Genomic DNA, 13427 nt, shown 5'->3' on the forward strand with positions numbered 1-13427 from the left:
TTACCGTAAACCGCGATCCACACCAGCTATAAGAAGTGATAGGGTCGGAGTTTGGATGTAGCCGGAGTTCTCCATGCTTGACGAAATCGGAACGATCAGACGCAAGTTTACCGCGCATGATACGCTGGACGGACGGATCGACCAGGCTTTCGAGGCGATGCAACAGCTCGGTTTCGAAGCTCTGGTCTACGACTATACGCCGGTGCCCTTCGATCTCGACGGCGAGATCATGGTTCCGTCATTTCTGAAGCTGCGCAATATTTCCGATGACATGCTCGAATACTGGCTCGACCGAGGCTATTTCCGCATCGATCCGGTGCAGCAGGTGGCGCTGCGCACCTCGGCGCCATTCTTCTGGAACTACAATGTCGAGGCCGATACGGCGATTAACCGCTATCTCGGAGAAAATACCGAACCGGTCGCCCGCTACCTCAATGAGCGCGACATGTCCACCGGCGTCACCGTGCCGGTGCACATGCCGCGCGGCGACTATGCGACGGTAACCGGCATCCGATTCGGCGCGAACAAGGATTTCGAGCGCAACGCGCTGCGCTACATCGCCGATTTCGGCCTGCTCGCACATGTCTTCCACGAGACGGCCTATGCGCTGTTCGATTCCAGTGCGCGCAGCGTCGGCAAGATGCGGCTGACGGAGCGGGAGCGGGAGTGCCTGCGTCATTCGGCGGAAGGGCTTTCGGCCAAGGAGATTTCCCGCGTCATCAACCGCTCGGTGCCGACCGTCGTCATGCACCTCAATGCCGCCGCCAAGAAACTCGGCGCCAAGAACCGCACGCAGGCGGTGGTGCGGGCCACGCATTACCGGCTGCTGGAAAACGAGCCATCCTATAACTTCTGATAGCTGCCGCCGGCCTTGAGGCCGCGTTATGCTTTTTCCGTCCTTGTCAAAAAGATGGAGAAACCCGTGGCCGCCGTCGCATCGAAAGAAGCCTTCCTGCCCTTTCGCGAATACCAGACCTGGTATCGCATCACCGGATCGCTCGATAGCGGCAAGCTGCCTCTCGTCGTCGCCCATGGCGGCCCCGGCTGCACGCATGATTATGTCGATTCCTTCAAGGGTATCACCGAGATCGACGGTCGCGCCGTCATCCATTACGACCAGCTCGGCAACGGCAACTCGACGCGCCTGCCGGAAAAAGGCCCCGATTTCTGGACGCCGGCGCTGTTTCTCGAAGAGTTGGATGCGCTGCTGAAGCATCTCGGCATCCAGGATCGCTATGCTTTCCTCGGCCAGTCCTGGGGCGGCATGCTGGGTGCCGAACATGCTGTGCGCCAGCCGAAGGGACTGAAGGCGCTCGTCATCGCGAACTCGCCGGCGAACATGCACACCTGGGTTTCTGAAGCCAACCGGCTGCGTCGCGAGCTGCCGCAGGATGTGCAGGACACACTTCTGAGACATGAAGAGGCCGGCACGATAACCCATCCGGAATATATCGCCGCTTCCCGCGTCTTCTACGACCGGCATGTCTGCCGCGTCGTCCCCTGGCCGCCCGAAGTGGCGCGCACTTTCGCGATCATGGACGAGGACAACACGGTCTATCGCAACATGAACGGCCCGACCGAATTCCACGTCATCGGCACGATGAAGGACTGGACGATCGAGGATCGTCTGTCCTTGATCGAGGCGCCGACGCTGCTGATCTCCGGAAGATACGACGAGGCGACGCCCGATGTGGTCAAACCCTATGTCGATCGCGTCGCCGGTTGCAGATGGGTGCTCTTTGAACATTCCAGCCATATGCCGCATGTCGAGGAGAAGGAGCTTTGCCTCGCCACCGTCGCCACCTTTCTGTCGCAGCATGATTGAAAATGCGTATCGTCTCGCCTCATGATTGGCGGGTGCCCCGATGACGATGAGCTTGGGGGCCGTTCCGGATCGACTGGCCAGCTGTAGAGACAATCGTCGAGCGGCAGAAGGGGATGTCGACGGAAAGCAATGATAATCGCCTCCTCGTCACCGGACAGGACCGTGGACTTCGGTTCGCTTGGACCGGTCGGCAGATCGGCGACTGAGGTTCGCTTCTTCCATTTGGCTACGGTCTTCTGGTTTATGCCATAGCGCTTGGCAAGCGATCTCAGGCTCTCTTGACTATCTTGTATCGCTCGACGGATTGCCTCTGTCGTCGTGGCGCTGCCGTGAAGAATCTGGGCCATAGCGCTTCCCTCCATTCAATGGATAAGATTGCACCATCAAAGTCCGGGATCAAACAGCTAGGCTGGAAGATCTCAGGCGGAAATCACCTGTTTCCCGTCACGCGGCCAAAACCTTAACAGGGATTTTTGCAGAAATTCCGATCTTGTCGTCATTGGACGCGATGCCCTTTCAGGTAGCCGCAAGCTTGCCGTGCTCAATGGGTTTCACATTAAAAATGGGAGGGGTAAGTCATCTCCGGGCGGGTGGATGTCCGCCCGGAGTGTTCCGTTTGTTTCACTTCGAGAAGTTGACATGACTGATCATCCCGTTGCCGTAGCGCCGTCCCGTTTCCAGGATGGCTATGACATCATTACGATATTCTTCCATTGGCTGACCGCTTTGCTGGTCGTCAGCCTTTTTGCGAGCATCGAACTGCGCGGATTTCTTGTGCAAGGCACCTGGATCCGCAGCGAGATGCAACCCCTGCACATTTCTCTCGGCATCTTGTTATTGCCGACCATTCTTCTGCGCAGTCTCTGGCGTCTCTTCTCGCGGGAAGATCGTCCTGCGCCGACCAGTGGACTTATGGATATAGCCGCCAAGCTTGCGCATTTCGGACTTTATGCACTGCTCATTGCACAGGTTGTGCTCGGCTTCGCCGCGACTTGGGCGCGGGAGGGAATTTTCACGTTTTTCGGGTTGTTTCCACTACCGCGGTTGATCAATGTCGATCCCTCGCTGCGCCACACAATCACCGACGTGCATCAGGTCGTGGCCTGGGCAATCATCCTCCTCGCCGCATTGCATGCGCTTGCGGCGCTCGTTCATCACTATGTTCTCAGAGATGATGTTCTGGCGCGAATGTTGCCTGCAGCCCGCCGGCCAGCCGATAGACGGAAGTGATCCGTCGCGGTAATCTTCCGACCAGTCGGTCCATCATGCTTCAAAACGTTTTCGACTGGCCGACCCCTTGCCTGCAGGGCCCGGTTCGTCGTTGGCGGTGGTAAGCCAAGCCGCGTCGCCCAGGGCGACCGTGGGGATACTGCGCAAATGACTCGTCGGTTACGGCTACCCGAACTTAAGCGGGGCAGCTGCGACAATGGCTACATGGTCGATAGCTGCGCCCGAATATCATCTGCGATCGGATGCAGGGATTTCGCATCAGTCGCACCCATGAGACTAAAACCCATCCCGCCATTAGCCCAAGTCCAGCCGCTGACCTTTCCATCGGCATGCTCGACCATCGGTCGGTTCTGATCAACGATCATGTGCCTGGCCAACATTACCAGCCGGTCCCCCTTGTCGTCGTTATACATCAACATGAACCCAGGCCCGTGAACGGTGGAAACGATGCGTCCGCCCATGAGACGATAGCCTGACCGGGACAGGTCCGGCAGCACCGTCTTGGTGCCCAGCGTTCTCGAAGCGATGTCCGCTAAGCCGGAAAGATCGTCTGCCTTGAATTCGACGGGCTGGACAGCGCTGCCGGCAAATGTCGTATAACTCGCAGACGCTTCCTGAGCGAGCGCTGCCATGCCTTCCGAGGGCGGCAGCGAATAGCCGCGAACCGCCCAGCCACCGGTTGCGCCGACAACGATGAGAACCATGGCCGCGGCGGCCATTCTCCAGGCAGGCAGCTTTTCGGACTGCCGTCGCGCAGCGATCTGCGCCAGGTTCAAACGCATTGGAATGGGCTCCTGGGCGACTGGATCCAGCGCGGCCCGCAGAGTTGCGGCATCTGCCTTGAGGGCGGCGGCTCGCGAAGCTTCATCCGGGTTTGCGGCCAGGTAGGCCTCGACTTCGTCGTGTCGCTCCGGCTGGAGCGCGCAGTCGACGTAACCCTGGATATCCTCTTCTGTAATTGGTCGTTTCATCACTTTACAATCCTGAGCTGGGGTTGCCCTGCTATGACATTTGCGCGTGGCGACTCAAGTATGGCCCGCAATTGTTCTCTTGCTCTCGAAAGCCTGGACATCACGGTTCCCGCCGGAATCCCAAGAACCTTTGCTGCCTCTGCGTAAGACAAGTCCTCAACGGAGATCAACAGGATAACGCTTCGATGATCGGGCGGCAGTCGCTCTATGGCCAGGAGAACCTCCTTGCCATAGATGGTCTCTTCCTGTGTGGCCGCAGTTGCATTTGTTGCTTCAGGCATGTCCTCGATCGGTATGGCGTATCCGCGTCGTGTCTTCTGCCGCAGCCTATTGATGGCAAGGTTATGAAGAATGGCGAAAATCCATGTCCGGGGATCATCGTTACGGCGACGGTGCCAGTTGGCGACAACTTTCTCCAGGCAATCCTGGACCGTATCATCGGCCGCTTCAACGTCACGCAGCAGGCCGCGTGCATAACGCCGCAGTGTCGGGATGAGCGGTTCCACAAGAGAAAGCATGTCGTCCACTGGTCACCTTTGTCGTTGAGGGGCCCGCCTCGACGAGGCGGACCTGCACGTTCAATCGGCTTGCACCTGGACAACACTATCCGGCTTGCCATCCAGCGCGGTGGCGACGACCAGATAACGACGTTCATCCTTGTGCTTGGCCTCGACGATCTGTCGGATCGGCCCCACGGTGTTGACGATAGCGGAACCCGCCGGGTTCGTCATAAAAGATGCAAGGCCTTCGAGCGGGCCGCTGCCATTGGCGTTGTCAGACAGGGCGAGTACATACGGTTTTTTGGGATCCAGGCCGGTGACGGACGCCTGCAGAACCTGTGTCAGCCCCTGGTTGAACAGCGTAACGCTCGTCGACTGCTTCTTGTCCTTGTCTCCCTTGGTTGCAAGCTTCAGATGGGCAGCATCACCCGCAGTACCGAGCGGCACGAGATTCTGCATGCCATCGCCTTGAGGTACCGCGTTCGGGACGTAGGCGACAGCCTGCGGCGCCTGGCCGATCGGGATGTTGGCGATAACCTTGTTAGTCAGGGTATCGATGACAGCGAACTGGTCGGCATTTTCGAGCCCGACATAGATCCGCGTGCCGTCTCCTGATGGCCAGATACCGTGCGGCAGGTTGCCCACTGGGATGGTGGCGACCTGGTCGAAGTTGTCGGTCCGGAACACCTTCACTTCGTTTAAGCCACCGACAGTCACATAAGCGAAACTGCCGTTCTTGTTAACGACGAGGTTGACGTGGTTGGTGATCGGTCCGGTGTCTAGCGTTTTGATGAGATCAAAGGGTGCCTCGGCATTGAAGACCTGCGTCTTGCCGACATCCTTCAGCGTGAACCAAACCTGCTTGCCATCGGCGGAAGCGGCAATGTTCGGGCAGAAGGGGCTTGCCTGCTTCACATGGCCGACAATCTGATGGTCTGCGACGGTGACGACGGCGACATCCGGGTTGAAGGATGAGCAGATATAGCCGTACTTGCCATCCGGCGAGAAGATCTGCATGCCGGGGCCAGGAGCAACCTTGATGCGGGTCTTTTCTTCGAAAGTGCTCGCATCGATGACGGAGATATAGTCTTCGCCCCGCACCGTCACCCAGACTTCCTTGCCGTCGGGCGTAAAGAAGGCCTCATGCGGGGAGCGTCCGACATAGGTCGTGTGCTTCACGGCATTGGTTGCCGTGTCGATGAAGGTGACGGAGTTCGAACCGATCGAGACGACGGCGAGCGTCTTGTGATCCGGGGAAAACCCCATGCCGTGGACGAGGACCTGGCCCTTATAAAGGGGGCTCAGGTTGCCGGGCTGCGGATCGCCGAGCTTGATGACGCCAAGCAGTTTGTTGTCGACCGGATCGGAGACCGACACCGTATTGGAGAACTGCTCGGCCGCATAGACGCGGTCCTTGTGGCTGATCGGAATGTCCGGTGTGGATGCGGCGAATGGTGCCTGGCCCGCGAGGGCGGCAAGCGGAGATAGCATGCTGCCGGCAAGCAGGATGGCGGCAAATGATGTGCGTAGCATTGGAAGACCTTTCATTACATTTTCATGCCCGGAGCCATGCCTTGCATAGTTCCGGAGGGCGCAGCCTGGGTGGGTGCGGAAGTCGGAGGCGGCAGGGGATCGCCGATCGCGAGCTTCATCGCGATGATTTCCTGCTGCTGTTCGACGATGATTTCCTGGGCGATCCTGCGGAGCTGCTCGTTTTTGCCGTATTTCAAAGCCGCGATGGCCATGTCGATTGCGCCTTGGTGGTGGGGCGTCATCATGGCTACGAAGTCGCGGTCGACGTCGCCGCTGGGCTTGATGGACATACCGTCCATCATTTTTGTCATAGCAGCGTCGTTTTCAGTGAGATAGGCGGCTTCAGCCGCATTTTGCGCTGACGCTACGACGGCGATGTTGCTGCCGTTGTCCTGCGCCATCGCCTTGTAAGCTGAGAATGCCGCAGCAGAAGCAAGGCATAGAGTCATCAGGTATCGGGAAGAACCGTGCATGTTCATCTTCTTCTCTGTTGTTACGTTGGGGTAGACAGCGTGGCGCGGGGTTTATTCCATCAGGCACGAAATTAATGTCAGGCGGGATCCTGCAGGCCAAATGAAGCGACCAAACCGAGGGCTGCGGCCCCAAGCACGAGCTCGGCCGCGCAGCCGCACGCGAGCAGCGATCGGGCAAACGATCCGTCTCTCCGGATCATCGGCACGAAGGCATAACGGTTCACGATCGCAATCGCCGTCATAAGGCCGACGGCCAGAATTTTCAGACAAAGCTTTTGATCGTAGGGGGAAGAGATATGAATCGGAAGTCGTCCAACCGTGAGCCAGAGGTTGACGATCCCGCTGGTCAGGACGAGAGCGACCGCCACATGTCCGGCCGTTGAAAAGCGCCGCATGGCCTTGATCGAAACCGATCGGAGCTCCGATATAGCTGCCATGCGCAAGATCAACATGAATGGGATGAGACCTCCCAACCAAGCGCAGCCCGACAGGACATGGACAGCGTCAACTGCCTGATGAGCAACACCGCCAAGGCCGCTGTCTTCGGCAGCATGTCCACTCAGGGCAAGTTCGCACAGCATCAATCCTGCGATCAAGACGGATGTTCGATACGCGCGCAGAAGATTTGCCAAAAGCAGCATGATGGCAGTCGCAACCTGAAGTGCCAACGCCTCGCCCACGGCTGTTTCTGCAACGAGATGCAACGTGCTGACATCGTACACCGAGGCCCAATGTCCGGTGATGTCGGCAGTTTGCACAGGGAGTGCAGACACGCTCGTTGCGACCACAACACCGACAGCGACGCTAACCGCAGTCTCCAGAAGCCGCACGAGCGGCGTTACCAAAGTCCGACCGGCAAGGAAACAGGCAAAACCCAGACCGCCCCACAGCAGACAAAGGGCACCGTCGTGTAAGAAACGAAGGCACGTCACAGCGCTTTCCGGCGTCATGGTGCGACAGAAAAGTCATATTTTCCCTCGGTCTTATGACCATCCTTCGAAAGCGCGTGCCATGCAACACTATAGCGGCCCGGCATGAGGGGTTTAATGAACGCGGCGGAGAGCTCGGTATCGTCTGGAGCGCCAAGCACTGGCTCACTGAGCGAAACCGGTGCGCCCCTGTTGTCGGTGATGGAGACACCGGAAAATGCAAGCTCCAATCCCTCGGTGAAATCCATCGATATCCTGGTGGGAGATGCCTGGACTGTCGAGCCGGTCATCGGCATCGACGTTTTCAGATGGGCATGGGCCCAGGCGGGCGCGGCAAGACCGACGATGCCGGTGCCGGCCACGAGAATGCGTGCGACGTAGGTTTTCATTTCGGAGCTGATTGCAATGTTCATCGGAGCACCCTTCGAGTGGCTTTGATCTCGTTACGAATGGGTAGACATCCCGAAAGCCGACTTATTCCGTCGTGCCGCGAAATCCCTGAAACCTGCGGGAAACACCGGAAAAGGTCGGGTTTTCACCGATAACGGCAGCTCCAGTCGTAAGAATGGAATCGCGGTTCCACCGGACCTTGCGAAGTGGCAACCTACGAAGAATCGGAGGGAGCCGACGCGTTACATCCGTCACGAAGAGGGCGATTTTGACACCGCCGCGAAACCAAACCGGTCTCTAATGACGATGGCGCCGGTGGTTGGGCGGACGACGACAGTCTGTCCGCCTGAGAATGCCAATGCCGCAAAGGACCTCATTATGACCAATACAGCCATTTCGACCACGTCCTCCACAGCCAAATGGATGGAGGCGCGCCCAGGAGAACACTCGTTTATCCGGGTTCCGGCAGGCGACATGGCGATCGTGCAACGACCGACAGATATCATCCTTGGTTCAAGTGCCGGCGATGCCCGAGCGACTGTCGTCACCGGCCTTTCGTTGCGTGCTGCCGTAGGACCAGTTGCAACTCAAGTGGGACTTCGAGCGCATTTGATGAGTGACGAAGCAAAGGCATTCGTTGCCGCAGGCGAAAGCTTTGTGGCACACGAGACACTCAACCACTCCAGCCGCGAATATGTCCGAGATGCCGTCCAAGTCAATTCAGCCGAGGGGTTCAATGCACGGGTCCGGCGGTCGGAATTATACCTAAGTATCCATAAACATTAGTCTTCAGTAAAAATTAAGCTTTATGCCCTATTAATAGGGTGTCCGGACATTAAGTCGAGACCGACATGAGGTCGGTACTTCCAGGAACTTCGACGTTGCTTTAGCGAGAGGTTTCTGGCATCGGGGCATCTGGTCAACTCTCCAAACTTTTTACAGCCCCTTGCCGGATTACATCCTGCCACGGAAGTCTGGAGAAATCGCCATGCTTGCAGATAGCGCGAGCAGAAGTGATTGCAGTTGCTGCTATCAGCTGGCTATCCCGCTCAATCGGTCCGGCTTGAATTAGACTACAAATACGATGAGGGGCAGTGCGCTTGCCTCTTTTACAGGGTCGCCAGAGGAGAGATCTGAAGATGTTCGGCAGTTCCAAAGTGTATCGCATGCGGACAAAGTCGTTGGATTCTATTACTGCCAACATCATGATCGCCGACGCCGATCTGAACATTCGATACATGAACCAGGCCGTCGCCGGGCTGCTCAAGGAAGCCGAAACGGAACTGAAGAAGGAACTCCCGCGGTTCGATTTCGACAGACTTGTCGGAAGCAACATCGACATCTTCCACAAAAACCCGTCGCATCAGCGAAACATGCTCGCGGCGCTAAAGACCCAGCACCGGGCCACGATCTGGGTCGGACATCGCGCCTTTGACTTGATTGTTACCCCGCTGCTCGAAGGAAACAAGACGACGGGCTTTGTCGTGGAGTGGGCAAACGCGAAAGAACGACTGCAAAATGTCGACTTCCAGGGCCAGATGGTGGCGATCAGCCGTGTTCAGGGGATCATCGAGTTCACGACCGAAGGCGAGATCGTCACGGCAAACGACAACTTCCTGAAGGCGATCGGTTATCGCCTGGACGAGATCAAGGGTCGCAGCCACAGTATGCTTGTCGATCCGGAATACGCCAAGACACCGGCTTACAAGGAATTTTGGGAGGCGCTGCGCCGGGGCGAGTTTCAAGCGGCTGAGTTTACCCGCTATGGCAAGAACGGCAAAGTCGTTGTCATTAACGCATCCTATAACCCAATCCTGGATTCCAAGGGCAAAGTCACCAAGGTCGTGAAATTTGCAACCGACGTGACCGAGCGAGTTCATGCGGTTACGACCATCGGTGCGGCGCTGACCAAGCTTGCAAAGGGAGATCTCTCCTTCAGTCTCGACGAGCCCTTCGCACCGGATTTCGAAGGACTGCGAAACACAATGAACGAGGCGCTGAGCCAGATGCGCAACGCGCTCGGTGATGTCGCGCATTCAACCGATCGGATTGATACGGGCACGCGCGAGATCAGTCAAAGTGCCGAAGATTTGTCCAAGCGCACCGAACAGCAGGCAGCGTCACTCGAAGAGACCGCCGCAGCCCTTGATCAGATCACGGTCAACGTCAACAACGCCGCAAAGCGCGCCGAAGAGGCCCGTCATGCCGCAGCCACGGCAAGTGAAAATGCCGAGCGCTCCGGCAAGGTGGTCGCCGATGCGGTTGGAGCGATGTCGCGGATCGAGAGTTCGTCCAACCAGATCTCCAATATCATTGGCGTCATCGATGAGATCGCCTTCCAGACCAATCTCTTGGCTCTTAATGCCGGAGTTGAAGCAGCGCGCGCCGGCGAAGCAGGTAAGGGTTTTGCGGTGGTGGCCCAAGAAGTGCGAGAACTTGCGCAACGCTCCGCGCAAGCTGCCAAAGAAATCAAAGAACTGATACGCAATTCGTCCGAGGAAGTCAGCACCGGCGTGAAACTGGTCAGCGAAACCGGAGAGGCCCTGCGGACCATCCAGCACAACATTGTGGCAGTCAATAACCACATGGAGGCGATCACCAGTTCGGCAAAAGAGCAGGCGACCGGTCTATCGGAAGTCAATACTGCTGTTAACCAAATGGATCAGGTCACGCAGCAAAACGCCGCCATGGTTGAAGAAACCAATGCCGCTAGCGCCACGCTCGCCCAGGAGACGACGCGACTGCGTGAACTGATAGGAGAGTTCCAACTGGGTGGGCTAGGGCGGCCGAATTCAGCGGGCATCAGACAATCGGCAGATCATACATCAAACCGAAGGCTCGAGCTTGCGAAGCCAGGCCACCGACCGGTGCCCTCGCCGGCCAGGCACATGCTCACCAAAATAGCCGGTAAAGTCGATGGTGGAGCTGCTGCCGAAAGTTGGGAAGAGTTCTAAGACCGGCCTGATAGGCAGTTTGTTGTTCACCCTCAAAGCTGAAAGCACGCCTCATCACAAACGTTTTGTCTTTTCCAGTCGAATTAAGCAGCAAGGTCGCTCTGGCCGGGAGTCTCCACAAAACGATCATCGCTTTTGCTTGCTGAGGTCAATTGTTAATTCACAGGTCAATTGTTAATTCACGGTTAACCATTCGGCTACACAAATGGGGTACCTAATTCAACAATCGAGTCGAAGATGCCCGTTAGCGCTTTTTCCGTGCTCGCACCTGATGCGCTGGATCCTTACGTAGACCTTCGCTCGGTACCAAAATATCGGTATTTCGGTAAAAACAATCTCATTGATAGATTTCGCGAAGGTGTACCGTTCGACCACATCTCTATATCCGGGCTAGACGTCGATCACTATCGTTTTGGGGACGGGTTTTCGATCGACACAGACCTTCCTCCAGGATTTGTGGAGGCGTACATGGAAGACAAGCTTTTCAAGGTCGATCCGTTTATAGCAGCCACCAAGGCGTCGAAAACCGTAATGGTCGAAAGTGAAGTCTACCAGGACGTAGAAGTCCCGCAGCGGTTGCTGTATTTGCAGCGCATATTCGGGGTTCACAACAGAACCATGGTCCCGATCTTGCGTGAAAATACGGTTTACGGCGCGGTCGGCTTCACCCGCATGTCAGCGTTCACGGAAAGCGAGCTTACCTTTCTCACGCTCATCGCAGAACCCATCCATACCGCCGTAACCAAACCACTGATGGACCGCTTCGCCGTGCAACACCTACGTTTGTCAAAAGGCGAGATGGCGTGTCTTTCTCAGGCGAGCCTTGGGCTGACGAGTGAAGGCATTGGCAAAGCGATTGGTTACCAGGTTGACACCGTCAACAGCTACATCAAGTCTGCAGTGAAGAAGCTTGGGGCGTCGAACAGAACGCAAGCGATCGCAGAGGCGATACGCCGCCGACTGATTTCGTGACGGGGCGTTTTCATCCAAGTCATCAAATTGGGAACCTCAGGGACGATCGTTGATTACGGTCAAGCTCGCAATGTCGGATGCTAACGGCCCTTTTTGCCTCTTGCAAAGAACTGACTAGAGCGTTTTGTTTCTTTACGCATTCCAGATGGAAAACCGCTTCGCACTTTTCCTGGAAATGCTCTAATGATCAGCATCTTCAGGCGAGAGCTTAGCGACGAGCTCTTCCTTCTTCTTGAAAGCATCGGGTAATCTCGAGGTCTCGTCCCGTGCGAACTTCCGTTCTTGGCGCATTTTTGTCGCGCTAGAGCTTCGGATCTAAGGGCATGATTTTAAGATATTACCTTTAGAAGTTTGGCCGTCATGCCGCTGCATTGCTCCCAACCTTTTAGGATTCTGACATGAAGAAAATTATCGCTTTGGCCTTGCTTGTCTTAGCATCTCCCCTGGCCGCACACGCTGCGACCCTGAAGTTCCCCAGCGAAAAGCCCGTCGCAAGTATTACCATTCCGGATAGCTGGAAGCCGGAGGAAACAGAGAGCGGCGTCCAAGGAACATCGGCGGATTCGGCCATCTATCTTTCCGCCGACGTTGCCAGCAGCAAGTCAATGGACAAGGTCGTTACCGACGCCGTCGATTTTCTCGCGAAGAACAAAATCACGGTTGATCCCTCGACCCGGAAGGAGACACCCGTCACCGACGTCAACGGCATGCAGATGACGACCCTCGAGTGGGACGGCAACGATGAAGACGGCCCGGTCAGCGTTGGTCTGCTCTTCGTGCAGACATCCGGTGACAACGCTCTCGTCGTAACCTACTGGGGAACCAAGGGAGAGGAAGACAAGCACGGCGCCGAAGTTCAGGCAATCATCGCGTCGATCAAGCCGATTGAGTGATCGGTGAGGATGCTGTCGGTCCGGTCGCCACCGCCGCTGGCTGGAGGCCCGGATCGGCCGCAGGCTTGTCTCCAAGTTAGTTACCGTCGGAGCTCGAAGTCGCAGGCCTTGGAAAACTGGCTCGGCATCTCGGGATAAGTTCCGGACCTGCACATCGACACACTAAAGGTGAAATCCAGGAATTTTCATTGATCCGACTGCAATGTACGCAACGATTCAACCTGGGAAAATAGCGTATCTATAGGCGGATCCGCACAGCAATGCCGGCTACGTCAAATCGTTGGATACAGTTCTCATGATTAACCACAAGGCGACGGTCCCTCTAAAAGGTCCGTGTCGAAAGTGATGATACTGTCTTCGTCTCGGTCACGACTCTATGTTGCTATTCGCAAATCACCTTTTCCATCTGGATCGCTCCTTGGCCAAGACCCACTAATTCTGTTGGGTCCCAAAGCTTCTCAGACCACCCAGCCTTCAGATAAAAGCCTACCGCGTCAGGGGCAGCATTAACGCGGAGAATGCGGACCCCGCGTCTTTTGGCCTCTGCCTCAATGAAATTGTTTAGCCTGAGACCGTATCCCTTTCGCTGTTTGTGCTGAACGATAGCAACAAGTCTCACTATGCCAGTTTCGCCCCGTTCATCCAGCCGCGCCACCCCGAGCGGCTCTTCGTTCTCAAACAGAAGGAAGGGTGTATTTCCATCGGCGCGATCATCTGGGTGGTTCTCATCGTAAGAGATCGAATGCCGACCCGGCGC

The 13427-nt window shown here is 56.7% G+C and carries 13 protein-coding genes and 2 pseudogenes; 7 read left to right on the plus strand and 8 right to left on the minus strand.

The window, feature by feature from the left end; all coding sequences use genetic code 11:
* The first annotated feature begins 73 nt into the window (after positions 1-73).
* Both GA0061101_RS17680 and GA0061101_RS17685 read left to right on the plus strand, forming a co-directional pair.
* Positions 74-856, plus strand: a complete 783-nt coding sequence (locus tag GA0061101_RS17680; protein WP_092574352.1) for a helix-turn-helix transcriptional regulator — start codon at positions 74-76, stop codon at positions 854-856.
* Positions 857-910: 54 nt separating this feature from the next.
* Positions 911-1825 (plus strand): proline iminopeptidase-family hydrolase, encoded by a 915-nt coding sequence (locus tag GA0061101_RS17685; RefSeq protein ID WP_162693731.1) that lies wholly within the window; start codon positions 911-913, stop codon positions 1823-1825.
* Positions 1826-1905: 80 nt separating this feature from the next.
* Here GA0061101_RS17685 and GA0061101_RS17690 read toward each other — a convergent pair.
* Positions 1906-2172: pseudogene (locus GA0061101_RS17690) on the minus strand (IS481 family transposase); the annotation flags it as partial.
* Between the two features lie 292 nt (positions 2173-2464).
* Here GA0061101_RS17690 and GA0061101_RS17695 point away from each other — a divergent pair.
* Positions 2465-3055, plus strand: coding sequence for a cytochrome b (locus GA0061101_RS17695; protein ID WP_092574355.1), 591 nt, complete (start codon positions 2465-2467; stop codon positions 3053-3055).
* Positions 3056-3255: 200 nt separating this feature from the next.
* Here the strand turns inward: GA0061101_RS17695 and GA0061101_RS17700 are convergent, their stop codons facing one another.
* The 6 genes from GA0061101_RS17700 to copC form a co-directional block, all read right to left on the minus strand.
* A complete protein-coding gene (locus GA0061101_RS17700; RefSeq protein ID WP_342587919.1) occupies positions 3256-4026 on the minus strand; it encodes an anti-sigma factor family protein in 771 nt (256 codons plus the stop codon).
* Complete coding sequence (locus GA0061101_RS17705) at positions 4026-4553, minus strand: RNA polymerase sigma factor (RefSeq protein WP_092574357.1); 528 nt, start codon at positions 4551-4553, stop codon at positions 4026-4028. Before GA0061101_RS17705 ends, GA0061101_RS17700 begins: the two co-directional genes overlap by 1 nt.
* A 51-nt stretch (positions 4554-4604) precedes the next feature.
* Entirely contained in the window at positions 4605-6074 is a 1470-nt protein-coding gene (locus tag GA0061101_RS17710) for a YncE family protein (protein WP_245297494.1), read from the minus strand.
* Complete coding sequence (locus GA0061101_RS17715; RefSeq protein WP_245297496.1) at positions 6074-6460, minus strand: DUF305 domain-containing protein; 387 nt, start codon at positions 6458-6460, stop codon at positions 6074-6076. Before GA0061101_RS17715 ends, GA0061101_RS17710 begins: the two co-directional genes overlap by 1 nt.
* Positions 6461-6609: 149 nt before the next feature.
* Positions 6610-7464 carry a copper homeostasis membrane protein CopD gene (gene copD / locus GA0061101_RS17720; RefSeq protein WP_162732702.1) on the minus strand — a complete coding sequence of 285 codons (855 nt, stop codon included), beginning with the start codon at positions 7462-7464 and terminating at the stop codon, positions 6610-6612.
* Positions 7465-7478: 14 nt separating this feature from the next.
* A complete protein-coding gene (copC, locus tag GA0061101_RS17725) occupies positions 7479-7874 on the minus strand; it encodes a copper homeostasis periplasmic binding protein CopC (protein ID WP_092574361.1) in 396 nt (131 codons plus the stop codon).
* 451 nt (positions 7875-8325) lie between these two features.
* Here copC and GA0061101_RS17730 point away from each other — a divergent pair.
* The 4 genes and pseudogenes from GA0061101_RS17730 to GA0061101_RS17745 all read left to right on the plus strand — a co-directional run.
* Positions 8326-8607: pseudogene (locus tag GA0061101_RS17730) on the plus strand (transposase); the annotation flags it as partial.
* Between the two features lie 383 nt (positions 8608-8990).
* Complete coding sequence (locus tag GA0061101_RS17735; RefSeq protein WP_092574362.1) at positions 8991-10805, plus strand: methyl-accepting chemotaxis protein; 1815 nt, start codon at positions 8991-8993, stop codon at positions 10803-10805.
* Positions 10806-11042: 237 nt separating this feature from the next.
* Entirely contained in the window at positions 11043-11777 is a 735-nt protein-coding gene (locus GA0061101_RS17740) for a helix-turn-helix transcriptional regulator (protein WP_037191306.1), read from the plus strand.
* 398 nt (positions 11778-12175) lie between these two features.
* Complete coding sequence (locus GA0061101_RS17745) at positions 12176-12670, plus strand: hypothetical protein (RefSeq protein WP_037191304.1); 495 nt, start codon at positions 12176-12178, stop codon at positions 12668-12670.
* Positions 12671-13052: 382 nt separating this feature from the next.
* Here the strand turns inward: GA0061101_RS17745 and GA0061101_RS17750 are convergent.
* A partial coding sequence (locus tag GA0061101_RS17750; RefSeq protein ID WP_141694087.1) for a GNAT family N-acetyltransferase occupies positions 13053-13427 on the minus strand: 375 nt, incomplete at its 5' end.

The organism is Martinezella lusitana (assembly GCF_900094565.1).
In the GTDB taxonomy this organism is placed as follows: Bacteria; Pseudomonadota; Alphaproteobacteria; order Rhizobiales; family Rhizobiaceae; genus Rhizobium; species Rhizobium lusitanum.

Excerpts from the sequence above, each read along its gene's own strand:
- GA0061101_RS17745 (WP_037191304.1), top strand. The coding sequence starts at position 12,176 with ATGAAGAAAATTATCGCTTTGGCCTTGCTTGTCTTAGCATCTCCCCTG.
- GA0061101_RS17695 (WP_092574355.1), top strand. The coding sequence starts at position 2,465 with ATGACTGATCATCCCGTTGCCGTAGCGCCGTCCCGTTTCCAGGATGGC.
- GA0061101_RS17715 (WP_245297496.1), bottom strand. The coding sequence starts at position 6,460 with ATGGCGCAGGACAACGGCAGCAACATCGCCGTCGTAGCGTCAGCGCAA.
- GA0061101_RS17685 (WP_162693731.1), top strand. The coding sequence starts at position 911 with ATGGAGAAACCCGTGGCCGCCGTCGCATCGAAAGAAGCCTTCCTGCCC.
- copC (WP_092574361.1), bottom strand. The coding sequence starts at position 7,874 with ATGAACATTGCAATCAGCTCCGAAATGAAAACCTACGTCGCACGCATT.
- GA0061101_RS17700 (WP_342587919.1), bottom strand. The coding sequence starts at position 4,026 with ATGAAACGACCAATTACAGAAGAGGATATCCAGGGTTACGTCGACTGC.
- GA0061101_RS17710 (WP_245297494.1), bottom strand. The coding sequence starts at position 6,074 with ATGAAAGGTCTTCCAATGCTACGCACATCATTTGCCGCCATCCTGCTT.
- GA0061101_RS17740 (WP_037191306.1), top strand. The coding sequence starts at position 11,043 with ATGCCCGTTAGCGCTTTTTCCGTGCTCGCACCTGATGCGCTGGATCCT.
- GA0061101_RS17735 (WP_092574362.1), top strand. The coding sequence starts at position 8,991 with ATGTTCGGCAGTTCCAAAGTGTATCGCATGCGGACAAAGTCGTTGGAT.
- GA0061101_RS17680 (WP_092574352.1), top strand. The coding sequence starts at position 74 with ATGCTTGACGAAATCGGAACGATCAGACGCAAGTTTACCGCGCATGAT.